This window comes from Clostridium sp. DL1XJH146, assembly GCF_054819755.1.
The window spans coordinates 93,315-113,808 of record NZ_JBTVVN010000002.1; the positions used below are offsets into that span (position 1 = coordinate 93,315).

The 20,494-nt window shown below is 29.5% G+C and carries 23 protein-coding genes; all 23 read right to left on the reverse strand.

Translation table 11 applies throughout. The features are described 5' to 3' along the window. Positions 1 to 174 precede the first annotated feature (174 nt). On the reverse strand, positions 175 to 912 hold the full coding sequence (locus tag ACVHXK_RS01940) for an amino acid ABC transporter ATP-binding protein (protein WP_461204664.1): 738 nt from the start codon (positions 910 to 912) through the stop codon (positions 175 to 177). Next, the gene (locus ACVHXK_RS01945) at positions 902 to 1,639 is read right to left on the reverse strand and encodes an amino acid ABC transporter permease (protein WP_461204665.1); all 738 of its coding nucleotides are present in this window, start codon (positions 1,637 to 1,639) and stop codon (positions 902 to 904) included. Before ACVHXK_RS01945 ends, ACVHXK_RS01940 begins: the two co-directional genes overlap by 11 nt. Positions 1,640 to 1,778: 139 nt before the next feature. Further along, complete coding sequence (locus tag ACVHXK_RS01950) at positions 1,779 to 2,588, reverse strand: transporter substrate-binding domain-containing protein (protein WP_461204666.1); 810 nt, start codon at positions 2,586 to 2,588, stop codon at positions 1,779 to 1,781. A gap of 249 nt (positions 2,589 to 2,837) precedes the next feature. Continuing rightward, the gene (locus ACVHXK_RS01955; protein WP_461204667.1) at positions 2,838 to 4,037 is read right to left on the reverse strand and encodes an FprA family A-type flavoprotein; all 1,200 of its coding nucleotides are present in this window, start codon (positions 4,035 to 4,037) and stop codon (positions 2,838 to 2,840) included. A 158-nt stretch (positions 4,038 to 4,195) separates the two neighbouring features. Continuing rightward, complete coding sequence (locus tag ACVHXK_RS01960) at positions 4,196 to 4,816, reverse strand: GyrI-like domain-containing protein (protein WP_461204668.1); 621 nt, start codon at positions 4,814 to 4,816, stop codon at positions 4,196 to 4,198. 238 nt (positions 4,817 to 5,054) lie between these two features. Next, on the reverse strand, positions 5,055 to 5,783 hold the full coding sequence (locus ACVHXK_RS01965; RefSeq protein ID WP_461204669.1) for a CpsD/CapB family tyrosine-protein kinase: 729 nt from the start codon (positions 5,781 to 5,783) through the stop codon (positions 5,055 to 5,057). A 15-nt stretch (positions 5,784 to 5,798) separates the two neighbouring features. Continuing rightward, on the reverse strand, positions 5,799 to 6,488 hold the full coding sequence (locus ACVHXK_RS01970; protein WP_461204670.1) for a YveK family protein: 690 nt from the start codon (positions 6,486 to 6,488) through the stop codon (positions 5,799 to 5,801). Positions 6,489 to 6,749: 261 nt separating this feature from the next. Then, on the reverse strand, positions 6,750 to 7,841 hold the full coding sequence (locus ACVHXK_RS01975) for a DUF3810 domain-containing protein (protein WP_461204671.1): 1,092 nt from the start codon (positions 7,839 to 7,841) through the stop codon (positions 6,750 to 6,752). A 26-nt stretch (positions 7,842 to 7,867) separates the two neighbouring features. Then, positions 7,868 to 8,602 (reverse strand): AIR synthase related protein, encoded by a 735-nt coding sequence (locus ACVHXK_RS01980; protein WP_461204672.1) that lies wholly within the window; start codon positions 8,600 to 8,602, stop codon positions 7,868 to 7,870. A gap of 270 nt (positions 8,603 to 8,872) precedes the next feature. Further along, positions 8,873 to 9,355 carry an ECF transporter S component gene (locus ACVHXK_RS01985; protein ID WP_461204673.1) on the reverse strand — a complete coding sequence of 161 codons (483 nt, stop codon included), beginning with the start codon at positions 9,353 to 9,355 and terminating at the stop codon, positions 8,873 to 8,875. Between the two features lie 137 nt (positions 9,356 to 9,492). After that, positions 9,493 to 10,242 carry an adenosylcobinamide-GDP ribazoletransferase gene (gene cobS / locus ACVHXK_RS01990; protein WP_461204674.1) on the reverse strand — a complete coding sequence of 250 codons (750 nt, stop codon included), beginning with the start codon at positions 10,240 to 10,242 and terminating at the stop codon, positions 9,493 to 9,495. An 11-nt stretch (positions 10,243 to 10,253) separates the two neighbouring features. After that, positions 10,254 to 10,931: a hypothetical protein gene (locus ACVHXK_RS01995; protein ID WP_461204675.1), complete on the reverse strand. Its 678-nt coding sequence runs from the start codon at positions 10,929 to 10,931 to the stop codon at positions 10,254 to 10,256. Positions 10,932 to 11,119: 188 nt separating this feature from the next. Then, positions 11,120 to 11,668, reverse strand: a complete 549-nt coding sequence (gene cobU, locus ACVHXK_RS02000) for a bifunctional adenosylcobinamide kinase/adenosylcobinamide-phosphate guanylyltransferase (protein ID WP_461204676.1) — start codon at positions 11,666 to 11,668, stop codon at positions 11,120 to 11,122. Between the two features lie 29 nt (positions 11,669 to 11,697). Further along, positions 11,698 to 12,312 (reverse strand): alpha-ribazole phosphatase, encoded by a 615-nt coding sequence (gene cobC, locus ACVHXK_RS02005; protein ID WP_461204677.1) that lies wholly within the window; start codon positions 12,310 to 12,312, stop codon positions 11,698 to 11,700. 13 nt (positions 12,313 to 12,325) lie between these two features. Beyond that, a complete protein-coding gene (locus tag ACVHXK_RS02010) occupies positions 12,326 to 13,114 on the reverse strand; it encodes an HAD family hydrolase (RefSeq protein ID WP_461204678.1) in 789 nt (262 codons plus the stop codon). 301 nt (positions 13,115 to 13,415) lie between these two features. Beyond that, the gene (locus tag ACVHXK_RS02015; protein WP_461204679.1) at positions 13,416 to 13,850 is read right to left on the reverse strand and encodes an MOSC domain-containing protein; all 435 of its coding nucleotides are present in this window, start codon (positions 13,848 to 13,850) and stop codon (positions 13,416 to 13,418) included. A gap of 1 nt (position 13,851) precedes the next feature. Beyond that, positions 13,852 to 14,334 carry a cyclic pyranopterin monophosphate synthase MoaC gene (gene moaC, locus ACVHXK_RS02020; protein WP_461204680.1) on the reverse strand — a complete coding sequence of 161 codons (483 nt, stop codon included), beginning with the start codon at positions 14,332 to 14,334 and terminating at the stop codon, positions 13,852 to 13,854. 2 nt (positions 14,335 to 14,336) lie between these two features. Next, positions 14,337 to 15,296, reverse strand: coding sequence for a GTP 3',8-cyclase MoaA (gene moaA / locus ACVHXK_RS02025; protein ID WP_461204681.1), 960 nt, complete (start codon positions 15,294 to 15,296; stop codon positions 14,337 to 14,339). After that, positions 15,296 to 17,215, reverse strand: coding sequence for a molybdopterin biosynthesis protein (locus tag ACVHXK_RS02030; RefSeq protein WP_461204682.1), 1,920 nt, complete (start codon positions 17,213 to 17,215; stop codon positions 15,296 to 15,298). The genes moaA and ACVHXK_RS02030 overlap by 1 nt, the downstream gene beginning before the upstream one ends. A gap of 123 nt (positions 17,216 to 17,338) precedes the next feature. Then, positions 17,339 to 18,565, reverse strand: a complete 1,227-nt coding sequence (locus ACVHXK_RS02035) for a molybdopterin molybdotransferase MoeA (protein WP_461204683.1) — start codon at positions 18,563 to 18,565, stop codon at positions 17,339 to 17,341. 9 nt (positions 18,566 to 18,574) lie between these two features. Beyond that, complete coding sequence (mog, locus tag ACVHXK_RS02040) at positions 18,575 to 19,066, reverse strand: molybdopterin adenylyltransferase (RefSeq protein ID WP_461204684.1); 492 nt, start codon at positions 19,064 to 19,066, stop codon at positions 18,575 to 18,577. Continuing rightward, the gene (locus tag ACVHXK_RS02045) at positions 19,063 to 19,275 is read right to left on the reverse strand and encodes a hypothetical protein (protein WP_461204685.1); all 213 of its coding nucleotides are present in this window, start codon (positions 19,273 to 19,275) and stop codon (positions 19,063 to 19,065) included. Before ACVHXK_RS02045 ends, mog begins: the two co-directional genes overlap by 4 nt. A 474-nt stretch (positions 19,276 to 19,749) precedes the next feature. After that, positions 19,750 to 20,487 (reverse strand): hypothetical protein, encoded by a 738-nt coding sequence (locus tag ACVHXK_RS02050; RefSeq protein WP_461204686.1) that lies wholly within the window; start codon positions 20,485 to 20,487, stop codon positions 19,750 to 19,752. Positions 20,488 to 20,494: the final 7 nt, after the last annotated feature.

Below are 20,494 nucleotides of genomic sequence, written 5' to 3' on the forward strand. Positions count from 1 at the left end.
TAACGCAAATTATATTTTACCACAATTTTAGCTTATATTGAAATGGTATCTACAATTTAATAGTTCACAGTTTAAAATCTACTATTAATTAAAGATTTTCTAAGGAACGAAGAAAATCATCCTTAATTGTGCATTGTGCATTATGCATTATGCATTATGCATTGTATTTTACCCCTATTCTTCCACATTAAGTACTTTATTAAAAAACTTTTTAAGCTCATCAGATTTTGGTGAATCAAAAATTTCTGTTTTTTCTCCTTGCTCGGCTATTTTACCTCCCGATACAAAAACTGCATAATCAGAAGCTTTCCTTGCAAATCCCATCTCATGCGTTACAACCATAAGGTCTCTTTTATCTTCTTTAAGAGATATTATTGTATCTAGTACCTCTGATGTAAGTTCCGGGTCTAAAGCTGATGTCGGTTCATCAAATAATAAACATTCTGGACTTATAGCTAGCGCTCTTACTATAGCAACTCTTTGTTGCTGTCCACCTGATAATTGAACTGGTTTCTTATAAGCATGTTCATCTAATTGAAATCTTTTAAGCAATCTAACTGCAATTTCATTTGCTTCCTCTTTATTTTTTTTATGTACTTGAATGAGCGGAAGCGTTATATTTTCTATCGCAGAAAAATGTGGGAATAAATTATATGATTGAAAAACTACGCCCAAAGTCTTTCTATATTCTCGTAGGTAGTTCTCATTAAATTCTATTCTTTTATTATTTAAATATATCTCTCCGCTATCAGGCATTTCTAGTCCTGCAATTATCCTTAGTAACGTTGATTTACCACCACCTGATGGTCCTATTATTACTAAAGAATGTTTATCTTCTATCTCTAAATTTAAATTATTTAAAACTACATTTCCGTTAAATGATTTTGTTAAATTTCTTATACTAAGCTTCATAATGGAATTTCCTTTCTAGTTTCTTTGAAAGAATGGATATAGGGAGTGTAAGTAATAAATACCCCACAGCTAGTACAGTTAAATTCTCAAAAGTTCTGAAGTTCAGGGAATCAACTTCTAGCACATTCATGGTAAATTCACTTACCGCTATTACTGATAATAGTGACGAATCTTTAACCAAAGATGACAATTGTCCAGCAAGCGATGGTAGAATTCTCTTTATTACCTGGGGAATTATAATAAATCTATAGGTTTGAAAAGAAGTAAATCCTAAAGATTTTGCCGTTTCAAGCTGTGTTTTATTTATACTTTCTATTCCACCTCTAATTATCTCTGTAACATAAGCACCCGAAAATAAAGATAATATAATGATTCCTAGAACATATTTATTACTAAGACCAAAAGCTGTTGCAATAATAAAGTAGAAAAAGTAAATTTGCACTAGAAAAGGTGTTCCCCTAACGATTTCTATATAAAACTGACTTAGATATCTAAAATACATATATTTGCTTTTTCTAGCAAGAGCCATTAGTACCCCTAAAAATAAAGAAAAAAACAATGAAAAAAAGCTAATTACCACAGTCATTATAAAACCTTGTATAAATTTGCTTTTATAAACAAAAACCGTAGCCCACTTGAATGTATAATCTAATCTTGACAAAGAAAAGGCAAGAATAGCTACCGCTGTAAAGAATACTAAAAAACCGTTTAATATTTTTTTATTCATTTGATAAAACCCCTCTTACTTTAAAATCTCACTTTAAATAATGTCAATAACCTCTAAAAAAATTTAATTATAAAGAATTGTTGGTTTGCAAAGTATTTTTTAATAATACTTTATAAACCAACAATAATTATGTCATAATCTAAAAGAAAAAAGGAATTCCCATATCATCAAAGTTTTTCTTCATTTCTGTAAAATATTTTTCTGCTAATTTTTCAAATTCACCTTTTTCTTTATATTCTTTTAAGAATTGATTTATTTCTGACTTCAGTTCATCTTCTCCTTGCCTCATTGCAATGCCCCAGTACTCAAAATCTTCTTGGAAAGGTTCAAGAACAGCTCTAGTTGAATCAGGATAATTCTGCCAATTTTTATATATAGTCATTTGATCATAAATAAATGCATCGGCCTTACCCTGTACAACATCTAAAACACAAGCACTTTCTTTTTCATAAACCATAATTTCAGCTTTTGGGAAATGTTCTGTAGCATAAATATGCCCCGTAGTTCCTTTTTTAACTGCAATTTTAATTCCTTCTGCATTTAAATCTTCTGCATTTTGTACTGATGAATCTTTATTTACAAGTAATGATAAATATGACTTAGAATAAGGGTCCGAAAAATCAATAGTTTCTTTTCTTTCTTCTGTAATTGTCATGGATGAAAGAATTATATCAATTTTTTTTGTAGTTAAAGATGGAATTAATCCACTATAAGACATATTTTCAATTTTAACAGGTCTTCCTAAGTATTCGCCTAAAGCATTAGCAATATCAACAGAAACTCCTGTAGGATTACCATCAGTGTCAGTCATTTCAAATGGAGGATAAGCTAATTCCATTCCTACTATAAGTTCTTCCTTATCATTTGAAGTAACTTCATCGTTACTTGAACATGCTACTAAAGATATAGCTAGTACTAATGTTATAAATGTAATAAATATTTTTTTCATTTTAATCTCTCCTATTTTTTTATTGAATTTACTAATAAATTCTCTTCATACTTAATAATATATATTAATTAGTAACTTTTTTCAATACGTATTTTCACATATAACATTTATACTAAAATGTTATATCATCAAAAACCTTGTAACTTAATGCTGAATAAATTCTTTTTTATAATAACTAAACGCTAATATTCCATCAACGGTTTAAAAAATATACCAGAGCATCTAAGCTCTGGTATATTTCTTTAGTTATTAATTAGGGTTATTTTTTACTTTCTCAGCCATTTTCTCGCCAATAATTCTCAATTTTTCATATTCTTCTTCTTTAGGAGTGTAAGTTGCTTCTACTGAAGCTTCAACAACTTCCCACTTGGTTCTTTCTGCAAAAGCTTCAAGATTTCTAACGCCTCCACCACTCCAACATTTATTACCGAATATTCCTAAATATCTATTTTTAATCCCTGAATGATAAATTTTACTAGTTACAGTTTCCATAGCTGGGAAAAGAGTTCCATTATACGCACATGAACCAAGTATAACTCCTTTAAATCTCCAAATATCAGATATAATATATGAAACGTGAGTCTTAGATGCGTCATATACTCTTACATTTCTTATACCTGACTCTGCTACCACTCTTGCTATATGATTAGCCATTTTTGCTGTATTTCCGTACATAGAACTGTACACAATAACTACGCCTTCTTCTGCTTCATGACGACTCCACTTATCATAAAAATCAATAATTGTTTCAGGACTTGTTCTCCAAACTGGGCCATGAGTAGGTGCAACCATTTTAATTTCTAGTCCACTTAATTTTTTAAGGGCTCTTTGCACCATTCCACTATACTTACCTACTATATTGGAATAGTATCTTCTAATTTCATCTTTATAAAATTCCAAATTAACTTCATCATCAAAAATAGTACCATCTAAAGCTGCAAATCCACCAAATGCATCCATAGAAAACAACACCCCTGAAGTTTCATCAAAAGTCATCATAGTCTCTGGCCAATGAACCATTGGAGTTAAATAAAACTTCAACTTATGTTCACCTAGGTCAAGAGAATCTCCGTCATCTACTTCATAAAAATTATCATATATATCGTAGAATCCTTTTATAAAATCAAAAGTTTTCTTATTACCAACTATTTTAATATCTGGCCATTCTGATATAACTGCACTCATAGAACTAGAATGGTCTGGCTCCATATGATTAACAATTAAATAATCTACTTTTTTATCTCCTATTATAGATTTAATATTTTCTATAAAAAGTTCTGTTTTATTGAATTTTACAGTATCTAAAATAGCTACTTTTTCATCATTTATTATGTATGAATTATATGATACTCCTTTTTCTAAAGGCCAGTAGTTTTCAAATAAATGTGTTTCTCTATCATTAACACCAATCCAATGGACTTTATCTGTAATTTTAAAATTGCACTTCATATCACCACTCCTTAATTAACACTAATTATTCTTTGATATTTAATTAACATAATTACATTTTACCAAAAAAACATAAATAACACCACAAAAATAAAATATTAATTTCAATAGTATCGCTTAATTGTTACTAAATGTTAATATAATGTATTTTGTCATACTTATTTCATCTGTTCTTTTCTACAAGGCTGCCTTAAAATTGTTTTTAATTTTTCAGGATCAGTTTTTCTAGCATCACTTAAATATATTTCATGATGATAAAGAACTTTCTCTAATCCATTTTCTTTTATAAATTCATGTAGTTCAGCTATTGCCTCTTTTTCTTCAGAATAATCTCCAATATATAGCCTTTGAGCTGCCATTCCTTCATCAAATATATCAAATCTTATCTCATCAATTTTCTCAAATTTTTTTTTCTTTTTAGCTTTTTCTTTTGCAATCTCAAATATTTCATTCCCTATATTTTCAGGTTGCATTATAATCAAAGTCCATTTCCATTTACCTTTTTCATCTTTAACAAAAGAATCCAGGTCATCAGCATACCATAACCCCTCTAAGGGCATTACAACATAATCTTGTCCTTTTTCTTTAGAAATAAATTTAATTGAATATGCTAAAGAATACATTGCTTCTACACATTTTTTAAAATCTTCTGAAGTATTTGGATTTCCTTCACCATCCACCATTAAATATTTCATTTTGGGTACATCAACTAACCTCATGGTACCTTTTCGTGGCTTATATAGTTGACTTAATTCCTTTTTATAATCAATTTTCTCCATATAAAACACTCCCTAATAATTCTTAATATAATATGTATTTAGTTTTTCCAATTTTTCAGTAAATACTCAATAAATAGATTTATTTTTAATACAATTAGTTTATCATATTTGCTAATTATTGCATATTAAAAAACTTTTTAAAATTACTATAATTCTCATAATAACTGCTAAAACAATTATAATGTAATATATTCTCATTAATGAAGGGACCTTGATTAAACAAGCTCCCTTTTAATAATTAAGATACATTTTTTATTTTATTTTTGGCTCTCTTCTTTTTCTTTTTATTGTCATCCTTTTCTCCATAGTAATATTGGTACCCATACTTAGATTTGTATCCTTTTCCAATTATAACTTCTACTTTATTTAATACAGCACCAATCAAATTAGCTTGAACTTTTTCAAGTAATTCTTTAGCTCTTATAGTAGCTTCTCGGTCTGCTTTTTTACTTGCTACAACTAATATAACTCCATCCACTTTCGGTGCAAGAACTTGCGCGTCTGTAACTACAATTATAGGTGGTGAATCAATTATGACATAATCAAATTGATTTTTCATTTTATTAATAAAGTCATTCATTTTGTTCGATTCTAAAATTTCTGCTGGGTTTGGCGGAATGCTCCCCGCAGTAATTACAAACACATTATTTTCGTATTCTTGAACAATATTTATAAATTCTACTTCACCAGCAAGAAAATTAGAGAGTCCTACTTTATTAGATATATTCATTTTTTTATGAATTGTAGGTTTTCTCATATCACAATCAATAACTAGAACATTTTTACCATTATTAGCTAGTACTAAGGCAAGATTACCTGTAATTGAAGATTTTCCTTCTGTAGGAACAGCACTAGTTATAAGAATTGTTTTTATTTCTTCATCAATTGAAGAATATTGTATATTCGTTCTAAGAGTTCTATAAGCTTCTGCTGCAAGACTTTTAGGGTCATTTTTAACAATAAACATTTTTCTCCTCCTAATTTATTTTGCCATATACTCCGGTATAATTCCAATAACAGGAATACCTATGTATTTCTCAATATCACCTTTTGTTTTTATTGTATTATCAAGGTATTCTAATACAAATACTATACCAATAGAAATCATTAATCCTAAAAAGAAAGCTATTAAAATGTTTAACTTTTTATTAGGTTTATTTGGTATTTCAGGTATTTCAGGTTTATCAATAACTTCAACTTGTCCATTATGGATAACTTCTCCTGATCTTTCTATAAAAGCTGTAGTTATTGCTGAAACTAACTTTTGTGCTTCTTTAGGATTTTTCGATTGTATACTAATACTCATAATTTGAGTATCTGCTTCTGGTGTTACTGAAAGCATTGCTTGTGCTTCATTAATTTTTATATTAATATCTTCTGATTTCAAAGCAGCTTCTATAACTGTCTTAGATTCAGCAATAGAAGCATAAGTTTTCATTAATTTTTGATACATAGTTACATCACTACTTGTGTATATACCATCTTGTGTTATAGTACTTTGTTCTTTACCAATAAAAACACTCATTTTCGATTCATAAATAGGCGTAATCATAAACTGACTTATAACTCCTGATACCACAGTTGCAGTTATCGTAATAATTAAAATTAATTTAATTCTTTTCTTAAGAATATAAAAAAGCTCCCGTAAATCTAATGTTAATTCTTCTTCCATTAATATCCTCCATTCTTAAAATAAATTATGTTTCAAAGTTACTAACATTTATTCACAACTACATATATAATTATATCAAAGTTTAATGGAAATTTCTGTAAAAACATGTCTTCTATATATTTTTTTTTATTATTACTCAGAAGTAGTATCTAAACCACTTACAATACCCAAAAAAAAAAAACAATTTTTTGATAAAATTGTTTTTTTAAAATCCATAAGTAAATTAAATTTTCTGTTAACTTTTCTATTTTTTTTTGCAATTTATTTATTTTTATATCCCAGTAAAAGCTCTACCATTTGCCCATAACTTTTTACTCCATCTTTTTGACCATTTGTCTTTAAATATGTATCATTAACCTTATCTGAAATTTCTTCTACTTTACCTTCATATTTATCCCAAAATTCATTCAAATATTTAAAGTCAGTCTTTACCCCATCATCTAATTGCAACATCATCTGCTTGTAAGATTCATAATTATCTCTTTTCAATGAATTTAATGAATAAATAAGGGCGAGTATAGTTCCTGAGTATTGAAAATCTTCATCTGTATGATTAACACACGCTAAATACGCACAAAAATTAGCTTCATTCTCTCTTGCAATTCCTCTCTGATGTGCCATCTCATGTACCGTTGTTGCAGGTATCATAAAATCCGGAATAAAAGTATTTACATTGGCTTCTGTCGTAAATGGTATAAAAATTCCTGTTATTCCTGTATAACACATCTTTTCTGATAAAATCACTCCTTTTGGAACTCCGTATTTCCCCGCTAAAAATGAATACTCTTTAGCAATTGAGTCATATCCTAAATGAGCTCTATTTGCAATACTATTAAAATCTTCATTTATAAATGTTACTCCATTAGAATTTTTAGTTTGTTTCTTTTCTAATCTATTGGCATCCATAATTAAATCTGTACAAAGATTTATTAAATCTTCAGTAGTATTCTCCTCTTTACTAATTCCTAATAAATCCGCTAATGAAGGTCTATTATAATTAAATCCCCATAGAAACATAAATAGAGAAATCATAACTGAAATCATAACTAAGCTATTAACTATAAAACTAATAAATAAATTCCTTTTATTTTCAAATTTATTTGTCATTAATCTATAAACTGATAGGCCTATATAAATCACAATAAAAATTATTAATAAATACAATAAAATCTCTGCTACAGAAAAAGGTATAATTCCAGTTATACGACTTAAAATGGATCTAATTATTCTATTTATTCCATTGGAGTAAGCTCTCTCTACTATATATGGATATAATTTAGAAATATAACTTAGTAACATAGTTATGGGAAGCAAAAATATCAATACCAACTTTATTTTAAAAGATTTACTCATCATTTTCTCCTGAAAAATATGACTTTTTATTTCTTATAGATATTCCCTAATTTAACATACTTATTTTTTAATCTTTTCATGTAAATCTCTTCTTCCGCTGCAAATACTACGCAAGTTGCAGGACCTGCTGATTTATACAAATCAATTATATTATTATCATCTAAATTAAATTTCATATTATTATTACTTGAAAGTTCTTCAATTTCATATAAAATCCCTTTAGATCCTACAGGAACTAATTCATAAACTCCTCCTATTGCTAAGAGCTCTTTAATTTGAGTATAACTTACTATATCATCATCTTTACTAAAATCAATCTCTGCTCCAACTTTAGGAATTCCTGCTAAAGCAATTATAGAATTTGATTTTATATTATTTATTTTAATATCCTTATTTTTTGCCACACCAATAACAGTAATTCCAACAGCTGTCATAGAAGTTGTGAAGTTTTCTTCAGTGCTCCCTGTAAGTAAATCTTCCTCTATTTCTAACTCCTTCATTTCTGATAAAACCCCTCTAATAATCTGTCTTCCAGTCCGTTCCATCTCACAGCAAACGTTATTAGTTATGGACACTACTCTAGCACCTGTACATAATAATTCAATTAGAGGCACTCTAGCCGTAAATTTGCCTGTATAAAATGGCGGTACCTGTAGTACATCATTTTCTTTTTCACCAATACCCCCACAGCTATCGCAAACAACAACTAAAGTCTCTTCATCATTCAATCTATGAAGAGATATATCCCGAACTTTTTTCATCTCTAAATCACCACTTCTTTTTATTAAGCTATATTTTAAGGAACTGTTTATATATACTATTGTTTAAATAAATTATTTTCAATTTTAATCTTAATGTTCAATTTGAAATGTGCAGTTTGCAATTATTGATAATTTTCTTCGTACCTCGGAGAATTTTAAATTAATTAAAGACTTTCTGACCAAAGGGAAGAAAACTATCCTAAATTGTGCATTTTGCATTGTGCATTTTGCATTGTGCATTTTGCATTGTGCATTGTGCATTGTGCATTATTATTTTATGCTTTCTTCCGGTATATATCTAAAAATAATCAACGTCAAAAATATATTTATAAATGAAACTAATGATAATATAGGAACTAATACTATAACCCCTTGCACTTTCATCATTGGAATCAGTAATGGCGCTGATAAAAGAAGTGCTATTGGTCCATTAAATAACACTCCAATGATACAGGCAACAACGTTACCAAATTTCTTATGGGCAAAATAAAATACCACCATGGTTAGTGCCATACTAAAAGCCGTAATAATATGTACAGGCAGTGTATAAGGAAATCCACTTGTCCACGCCGTAAACATATGCCCTAAAAAACCTATTAAAGCTCCATAATAAGGCCCAATTATTAATGTTCCAAAAAAAGCAGGCAAAGAATCAAAAGCAATAGAGTTGAATATTTTAATTTGAGCCCCAACAAGACTAAGAGCAATAAAAAGTGCCGCTAAAATAAACTTTCTTAAATTATAATTCTTCATGAAAATCCCCCGTTCTTTCTAAAATAAATGTGCAATTTGCAGAGTACAGATTCCGGAATTTTTTTAATTAAATAGTAGATTTTGCTATGCAAAATCATCCTAAATTGTGCATTGTGCATTGTAAATTGTGCATTTCTTTATATTAATAATATATAAACTATACCAATTATTATTTCAACAATCTCAATATTAGCACCCAAAGTATCACCAGTAAGTCCACCTATTTTTTTATTACAATATAAATTGAACAAGATTGTAATTAATATTGCACAGAAAATAATAATAAAACTATATAATGCTCCTAACAATAATACACTTACTATTGCTGTTAAAACTAAGGCTATTAAAAGTTCTCTCTTTCCTATGTTACCGATAAAAATATTGCCTGTTCCCTTTTCTTTTGCTACTTTACCTATATAACCTAGTAATAACACCGTAAATCTACTAATTACTGGCAAAATAAGTATTATAACTAAATTACCCCTACCTATAAAAAACTCCATCAATGAAATCTTAAGTAAAATATCAATAACAATAGCTGCACATGCAAAGGTACCTATTCTACTATCTTTCATAATTTCTATGATTTTGTCTTTACCACCCTTAAAAGCATAAAATCCGTCAAACATATCTCCAAGACCATCTAAATGCAAAGCTCCTGTTAGTACAATGGGTATTGCAATTATAATTATTGATATTATATTTCCAGGCAAATATTCCTTAAATAGGGATGCTATTGACCATTGAACAGCTCCTATAAGCAAACCAACTGATAATAAAAAATAAGATCCTTCTCTAAAATTTTTTCTATCACATTCTAAATTTTTATTTATAGGTATTCTTGTGAAAAATTGAAAGTACAATAAAAAGTTATTAACTATTTTCATTTTAATCACCATTACATCCCTTTTGTAATATCATCTTCATCTTTAGTGAAAAGCCGAGGGTTCATATTCTTAAAACCATCAAATAAAGTTTCGAACATCCCAGTTTTTTCATGTCTTTCATACAAATATCCGTATACTGCTGCTACTATTGCGCCTATACTGTCTACTATCAAATCCCACATAGTATCTACAAGTCCACTCTTTTGCATATTTAAACCAAAAGTAGTATCCATAGTAAATTCAAATATTTCCCATAAAGCTCCTATTGAGACAGCAAATGTAAAAGCAAATAAGGCCACAAAAAAAGGACTTAAATAAACATCTACATCTTCCATTCTATTTAATATATATACTAATAAAATTCCTGAAAACCCAAGTATTACTCCTGAAAAGGTGTGCAGCATACTATCCCACCACCAGAATTTATAATAATAGGAATTCAACTCCCCTAAGTATTGAGCTGCGAATATAAATGCTAATATTATTATCTGATATGAAGCCGGTAATTTAATATTGTTCCTATCTGCTAATATAAAAGGAATAAAAGTGAGAAATAAAGTAAAAATACTGACAAAACAATCTAAATAATCTCCTCTTAAAAAAGTAATAATTGCTGATAAAACTAATAATATCCTGAAAATATTTGCAAAAGCTCTTTCAAATTTCGAACCATCTTTAAAAAACGACATATAATACCTCCTATATGGTTTCTAACTGATCTATTTATATATAAGTGATTAACTCATTAAGATTTTATCCAATATAAATATAGTTAGTAGTCTATACCATGTAATTATAATCTTCATCTGTACATGTTCTTACTTTAGTATATTTTATAAACTAAACTTTGGTTATATTTGTTAAAATTATTAATTTCTTATTTAACTTTCATAGGAATTCCACACACTGTTAGATATACCTCGTCGCTCTGATCTGCTATATATTTATTAATGAATCCTGTGATATCTCTAAAAATCCTTCCTAATTTGTATTCTGGAACTATCCCATATCCAACTTCATTTGTTACAAATACTAAATTTTTATTTTCTTCTCTTGCTTTTAAAATAAATTCTCCTATATCTATTTTAATTTCTTGAATCACTTTATCTACTTCTTTTTCATTTTCTTTTTCAATATCTCTGTTTTCTTCGAACATATAGTTTGTAATTAAAATAGTAACACAATCTAGTAGAATATTTCTTTCACTTCTTTTTTCGATTATTCTATCCAAATCCCTGTAACCTTCATAAGTCGACCATTTATTATTTCTACTCTTTTTATGCTTATCTATCCTGTCTTTCATTTCATCATCAATAGCCTTTGCTGTAGCTATATATAATACATCTTCTTCATCTTTATATATATTTTCAGCAAAACTACTCTTACCACTCCTGCATCCACCAGTAACTAAAGTTATCTTACTCATTACAATTCCTTCCTTCACAAGCTTCCTTATTAATTATTAATACTTTCTATATACCAATTCCCATACTCATACTTAAGCTTTGAAATACCTGCATTTCGAGATGAAAACTTCCAATAAACATCTAAATCACCCTTCATTATATAACAGTAAAATGTCCTAATTACTCCCCCATGTGTTACAATCAAAACATTATCTGCTTCTAATTTTTCAAGAGATTTTATAAATTTTTTTACTCTTTGATACATACTAGAAAAGCTTTCTCCTCTAGGAGGTGTGAAGTTTTTCCAATCATTATCCCACTCTTTACACTTACTAGGATACAACTCTTGAATTTCTTTATAAGTTTTTCCTTCAAATTCTCCGAAATTAATTTCATTCAATCTACCGTCTTCGATAACTTTATTTCTTTCTTTTTCCACGCACTGCATCAAATCATCTCTATCTTGCAAAATCAATTGAGCTGTTTGTATTGTTCTTTTTCTTTCACTAGTATAAACCTTATCAAAAGGTATCCCCTTTAGTTTTTCTCCAACCTCTTTTGCTTGTAGAATACCTTCTTCATTTAAATCTGCATCAACTTTTCCATAGTAGACTTTTTTCTTATTTTCCTCTGTCTCTCCATGTCTTACTAAAAATATATTCATATCCAACCAACTTTTATATTATATTTTCAAGAATAGCTTCTTCTACTCCATTTTCGCTATTTGCTTTTGCAATATACTTAGCCTGATTTTTAATATCCTCGTGTGCATTTTCCATAGCATATGAAAACTTTGCTCTACTAAACATAGAAACATCATTAAAATGATCTCCAAAAACCATAGTCTCTTCTTCGCTAATACCATAAGCTTCTTGAATTATTTTAATAGCTTTTCCTTTACTTTCTCCTTTTTTCATCAAATCTACCCACTCATGCCCTGATAAAACAACATCTAAATCACTATCTATATTTTCTTTAATTTCTTCGATTAATGAATTATTAACGCCATCTTTACAGTAAAATGTGATTTTATAAATATCTCTATTTAATTTGTGTAAATCATCAACAACTTCAAATAACATGCCATAGCTTTCAAAAATTTCAAGGAATTCTTGTGAAGGATTTTCTACGATTGCATAGTCTTTATCACTAATCATTAGATTTAATCCTTTTTCTCTACTAAAATCTATTAGTTTTTTATAATCTTTATATTCAACTTTACTTTCATAAATTGTATTATTTGAATTTTTACTTTGTACAATAACTCCATTATGTGCCGCAAAAATTATATCATCTTCAATATCCTCAAAATTTGCGCATAACTGATTATAAAATCTACCACTTGCAGCCATAAAAAGAATATTTTTTTCTTTAAGTATCTTCAATGTTTTATGAAAAGAACTGCTTAACTCACTTTTATTATTTAAAAGCGTACCATCCATATCAGATACTATTAGTTTAATCAAAATATCACTCCCTTTTCCAAATTATCTATTTTTACTATATCTAAATATTTGAGACGTACTAAATATTTTATAGATTCCTTCATTCCAATAATTCAATACAATTACAAGAATATTCATTACTCTGAAATATTATATCATAAAAATTAACTATCCTTAACTTAAGACACCAAATTTCACTCTCCACGCCATTATTAAAGCAAAAACTTTATTCTATAAATAATAGTTTATGAATCTACTATATATAAATATAGTCTAAAATAAAGAAACCTTTCAATAATAAAAAGGTTTCTTCTTGATCTAACTATTTTATTATTTGGATATCATCTCCAGCTTTAATCCATCCACTCTTCAACACTTTCGTAAATATACCTTCCCTTGGCATTATACAATCTCCTACAAGGTTTCTTATTTCACAACCTGCATGGCATTCTTTACCTATTTTAGTTACTTCCATCTCTGTTTCCCCGATTTTAACTTTTGTTCCAATAGGTAATTCATATAGTACAATTCCTTCAGTAGTTAAGTTCTCCGCAAACTTACCTACACATAATCCTTGCGCCCCTTGAGCCTTCATTTTATCAACGCTCTCTTGTCCAAGCAGACTAACTTGTCTAATTCCTTTGCCAGCATGGGCATCTCCCTCTAGTCCATGGTCCTCTATAAAATATCCTTTTTCTATAGGTTTCTTTACAACACCTTTTTTTTCACTAATATTAACTGCTAAAATTTTAGCCATATTACTCTCTCCCTTTTCTCTCAAAAGTTCCTGATTTACCACCTGTTTTTTTAATTAGCATAATGTCCTTAATAACCATTTCTTTATCTATAGCCTTACACATATCATAAATTGTAATAGCTGCACAACTTACTGCTGTAATAGCCTCCATTTCAATTCCTGTTTTACCTATAGTTTTTGCTGTAGCATAAATATCTACTTTATTATTTTCAAAATCTAAATCAAACTTTATATCACAACCTGACATCATAATACCATGGCACATAGGAATAATATTCGGAGTATTTTTAGCCCCCATAATTCCAGCAACTTGAGCTACCGCTAGTACATCTCCTTTTTTTAAATCACCTTTATCTATTCTTTTTAAAGTTTCTTCTTTCATAGAAATACTTCCGAAAGCAACGGCTTCTCTTACGGTATCCTTCTTTTCACTTACGTCCACCATCTTAGCTCTTCCTTCATCATTTATATGTGTAAGTGTCATGTTTAGCCTCCTATTTGATTCATTTTCCTCATAGTTCTTGTCACTTTTTCTTCGTTCAAAAAATGTTCTTTAGGTTTATTAAATATTGTCTTTTTAAGTTCTTCATATAATTCTATTTCATTTTCTAAAAATGGTTTTATATCTATTTCCTCTTTAGAATGAAGACAAGGTTTAATGGTACCAATACTAGTTACTCTTATTCTATTACACTCATCACAAAATTTACAACTTAGTGGACTAATAAAACCAATAGTACCCTTATATCCCTTTTTACTATATAACACTGCCGTACTTACCTTATTAGTTTTCACAGGAATTAAACCATCTAATTTTTCTATTACTTCACCAGCTGTAATCATCCCATTATCGTAGTATTGCTTTCCTTCACCTATAGGCATAAGTTCTATAAACCTTACACTAATAGCTTTATCCTTTGTTAAAGAAATCAAGTCATTTATCTCATCATCATTAAAACCTTTAATTAAAACTGTATTTATTTTTACAGGTGTCATCCCAATATCTAAACATTTATCAATGCCTCTTAGAACTTGCTTAAGATTTCCGCCTCTTGTAATATCTTTGAATTTTTTTTCATCTAGTGTATCCAAGCTGACATTTACCCTCTTTAGCCCTGCCTTAAATAATTCTTCGGCCATCTCTTCTAAAAGAGAACCATTTGTCGTAATAGCAATATCTTCTATTCCCTCTATTTTTGATGTCCTATATATTAATTCTGTTATATTTTTTGCAACTAGCGGCTCCCCACCTGTGAATCTTATCTTTTTTATACCTAGTTTTGTGAGTGTTTTTATTAAAGTTATTATTTCCTCAAATCTTAATATCTCATCATGGCTCTTCTTCTCTATACCTTTCTCTGGCATACAATATTGACATCTAAAATTACATCTGTCTGTAATAGAAATCCTTACATAGTCAATTTCTCTTTCGTATTTATCAATCATTATTTCACCTCTTTAGGGTATATAATTTCTCCAATTTCATCATAACCATATCCACCAAGTTCATCTAGTTTTCTTTTAAATTTATCATTTTTTATGATTTTTATAAATTCTTGTACAACTGGTAAGTCTATAAATTCTAATGGTATAGCTATATCATAATATTCTTCAGCTACTGGTATAAAATCTAATTTCATTATTTTAGCCGCTGAATATATACCAAGACCACAATCAACATCTCCATTTGCAATAGCTGCTGCAACAGCTAAGTGTGTGAATTCTTCTCTTTCATATCCATTTATACTTTTGGGATTTAAGCCTAATTCTTTTAGCTTATAATCAAATAATACCCTAGTACCTGACCCTCTCTGCCTATTTACAAATTTAAGATTTTTATGAGAAATATCCTCTATTTTACTAACTTTATCCTTATTTTCTTTTCTAATCATAATTCCTTGAGTTCTTTTAACTAGTTTGATTAAAGCAATATTTTTATCTTTGAGATACTTATCAATATAGGCTAAATTATACTCTCCTGTTTCAGGGTCCAATAGATGAATTGGTGAAATATGTGTTTCTCCATTTTTAAGTGCCATTATACCGCCAAAACTTCCTACGTGAGCTGATGAAAGAAAACTATTCTTATCATCAGCATGCATGAAGTCCCCAATTATATCAATTATAGGATCGTGACTACCTATACAAACTAATGTATTTTTTATGCTTTCTTCATCCTTTAAAAGTTCTACTTCTACAATTGTTCTTTCTTCGTAACCCTCAATATTTTGTGGCACATTTAATACAGCATCTGCATTTACCAAAGACATAGTTTGACCTGCTCCTCTATTAAGAGGCGTTGCTACAAGTTTATCATTTACATATCCTAATTTCATTCTTACAAATTCATGATATTTTAAAGTAGACATAACTCTTCTTGCTAGTATAGCTTTAACTTTTTTTCTCTTTATATTTTTCTTACCTGAAAATTCCGTTATAATATTTTTTACTAAATATTCCATGATGAAATAGGCTGATACAGGATAACCAGGTATTCCTACAATAGGCTTATTGTTAACAATCCCTAATATTACTGGTTTACCCGGTTTTATAGCAACGCCATGTACAAATACTTCTCCTAATTCTCTTATAACTGATGAAGTAAAATCTTCTCTTCCAGCTGACGAACCCGCATTTATAAGCACAACGTCACATTCTTCTGATGCTTTAATCACAGCTTTTTTTATCTTTTCATAATCATCCTCAACAATATCATATCTTTCAGCTTTTCCACCCCATTGTTTAACTTGGGCTGAAAAAATCCTTGAATTAAATTCAATAATATCCCCTGTTTTAAGTGTTGTACCTGGCTCTACAATTTCTGTACCTGTTGGTAATATTCCAACCTTTGGCTGCTTATAAACTGGAATTTCATTAACTCCACCAGTAAGCAATGCCCCGATATCTATAGGTCGTATTTCGTGCTTTGATGCTACTATAAGCTGGCTTTCAACTATATCTTCACCAAGAGGTCTAATATTTTGCCAAGGAGCTGCACTTTTATAAATTTCAAATTTATCATCATCAATTTTAATTAAATCTTCAATCATAATTACTGAATCAAATTCTTTAGGAATAGGGTCTCCTGTATCAACAACTATATAATCTTTATTCTCTTCAAGGGTTATCCTATTCTTCTCAGAAGCTCCATAAGTTTTTTCGCTTAAAGTAACTATACCATCCATAGCTGAAGAATTATAAAAAGGAGATGAAATCCCTGCAAAAACAGGTGAATATGTAACTCTTTCTAAGGCATCAATAGTTTTAATAACCTCACTGTTCCCCTTAGCAAAATCTATTTTTTCTATAAATTGACCTATAGCATCTTCTAATGTTACATTTGATAAATAAATATTTCTCTTCATTAAAGTTTCCTCCTACAATGTATACACTCCAACTCCACACTTCACATTCCACACTTCACACTTCACATTCCACATTCCACACTTCACACTTCACACTTCACACTTCACACTTCACACTTCACACTATAATAAGTATACTTTTACTTTCTCGCCTTCCTCTAATCCTTCTTTATTCATTTCAATACTAACATAACCATCTGCTTTAGCCATTTTTGAAATAATCCCCGATTTAGTTAATATAGGTTCTACATGAATTTTATTTCCTTCTGAAGTCAAATTAACAAGCAAAAATTCTTCTCTTCCTTTAGCTTTATGATAATTCATTGTAAATTCGCCTTGTAAATATAAATTCTTCTTTTTATATTCTAATGCTCTATCTATATAATGCTTAACAAATATATTAAAAACAACAGCAGCTGCCATAGGATGTCCTGGTAGTCCAAATATAATTTTTTCTTTTACTTTTCCTACTATAGTTGGTTTACCAGGTTTTATAGCTATGCCGTGAATTAATATTTCTGAGTCTTCTAAGCTATTAATCACTCTTATCGTTTGGTCTTTTTTACCAACTGAACTCCCACCTGAAACTAACACAATATCGCATTTAGTTAAAGCTTCTTCAATATTATTTTTTAACAAATCATAATCATCCTGCACCGCACCATAGTTTACAACATCACACAAATTTTCTTTTGCAAGGGACGTCAACAGTAATGAATTTATATCTCGTATTTCTCCCATCTTTGGCTCTTTATCATAAGAAATGATTTCATCACCAGTGGATATTACCCCTATAATTGGCTTTTTATAAACTTCTACATCTGTAACTCCTGTACCCGATAACAAACCCATCTCATAGGCCCTTATCTCTTTTCCTTTATTTATAAGTATTTCTCCCTCATCAACGTCATCTCCTACTTGGACAACATTCTCTAAAGGAGCTACTGGACTCTTTATTAATATTGTCTTTTCATCCAGTACTTCTGTGTATTCAATCATCACTACAGCATCGGCACCTACTGGTAACATTCCCCCTGTTGGAACGTACATACATTCACCTGGAAGGCTTAACTCACTAGTAGCTTCCTTACCCATATGTACCTCGCCAATTAAATCCATCATTGAAGGAATTGATTCTGATGCTCCATATACATCTTTTACATTAACAGCAAATCCATCCACTGTACTTCTTGCAAAATGAGGAACTGGATTTGATGAATAAACGTTTTTTGAAGTTATTCTTCCATGTGCCTTAGAAATATTTATAGTTTCTTTACCTAAATTACATACAAAATTCTCATTTAATATCTGTTTTGCTTCTTCAACTTTCACTACATTAAATAAATCCATGGTCTCCTCCTATTTTCTAGCACATTCTGAAGCCTTTCCTTTTAATATATCAACGCCATGAGGTAATGCTTCTAGAATGAACTCAAGATTTTCCTTTGCTGCTTTTGGACTACCTGGCAAGTTTATAATAAGAGTATCATTACGAATACCTGCTACTGCTCTTGATAGCATTGCCTTTGGAGTAATCTTTAGTGAGTTTAATCTCATTGCCTCTGGTATTCCTGGAACTTTTTTAAATATTACTCTTTCTGTTGCCTCTGGAGTAACATCTCTCTTTGAAAATCCAGTTCCTCCGTTTGTAAAAATCAAATCCATTTTTAATTCATCACACAAATAAATTAATTCCTTTTCAATTACATCTATTTCATCTGGTATAATTTTATAATAGTCTACTGAATAAAGTCCTTCCTTAAGTGATTTCTTAATAGTAGGTCCCGTTATATCTTCTCTCTCACCTTTTGAACCTTTATCGCTTATTGTTAATATAGCTGTCTTAATCATTTTACCCCTTCTTTCTTCATACAAGAAAAAGATTTAGAAGTCCATCTTCTATAAATACAATTATAACAAGAAAATTCACTATCGGCTATTATCTCATCTTCTACATCCTCTGAAAAAAACTTACATTCTTTTGCAGCCTTCTCAGCCATCTCAAAATTATCCCCACCATATTTAAATTCTCGTTTATTATTGTTTAACTCAAAATACATAATAAAAACCACCTTTAATAATAATGCACAATGCACAGTGCACAATGCACAATTAAGGATGCTTCTCTCCCTTTGGTTGAGAAGCTTTATTTTATTTAAAGACTAATTAATTAAACTAGCACTCCAATGCATAACTCGTATTTTAATTTTAAAAATTCAACAATCTTAGGTTGAATACTCTCACCACCTACGTTAACACTTAGAGGTGGGATATTCTAAGGAAGTTTACTAATTACTTTTCAACCTACTAAAGTAGGAAGCCTCATTCCTTATGGTCAATCCAAAGTGACCGTATACTATAGATAAATATACATCTATTCTCTATTCTCTATTCTCTATTCTCTATTCTCTATTCTCTATTCTCTATTCTCTATTCTCTATTCTCTATTCTTTATTATAATTAAAGATTTTGTGACTGCAAGGAACAAAATCAACAACAATTGTGCATTGTAAATTGTGCCTTGTGCATTGAAATTAGTATTTCCTAAGCATAGCTCTACTGCACATACTCCATTTCTCATCTTTCTCATTTTCCCTACAAACAAGTAATACTGATTTATTATCTATAAAAACTGTTTTAACCTTTTTACTTAATTGTACTAATTCTTTTTCATCAAGCTTTTCTTTATTAATTTCTCTTACTTCATCTATATCTTTATTTTCTAAGATTTCTGTAACTGTTAATATTTCTTTTTCTACTTTGAATTTGTGTTGACCTTTAAATCGCCCATCATTCCCTGTAAGTCTAAGGCCTATCCCTGCTAGAGCTCCTATAACCCCAATTCCTGTCCCACCATGCTCTGAAAGATGAATATGCATTTCTTTAGCTAAAGAATAAGCTTCTTCTTTTAAGATCACTTCTTCTTTTGCTCTCTTGCCATATTCCATTAGTCTACTATAATTCTCATATTCATTTAATTTTAATATTGCTAAACCTGGATCAGAGCCTTCTGCCGACTCACTTTTCAGAAAATTAATTGCATAATCTTTTATTTCATCATAAAAATCATCATTTATTTTTGCTTCAAAACACATTGAACTATTGTGGGATGTATATGGTATGTCTTCATGAATAAATAGTTGATGTCTTGTTATTTTACTGCATTTAGCCCACTTAGCTTCTTCTATATACTCTGCTATCATTTGAGCCAGTTCTCCTGTCCCTTTACTTTCAATATTATCAGTATCATCAATGCAAATTAAAATTTTCATACTAATG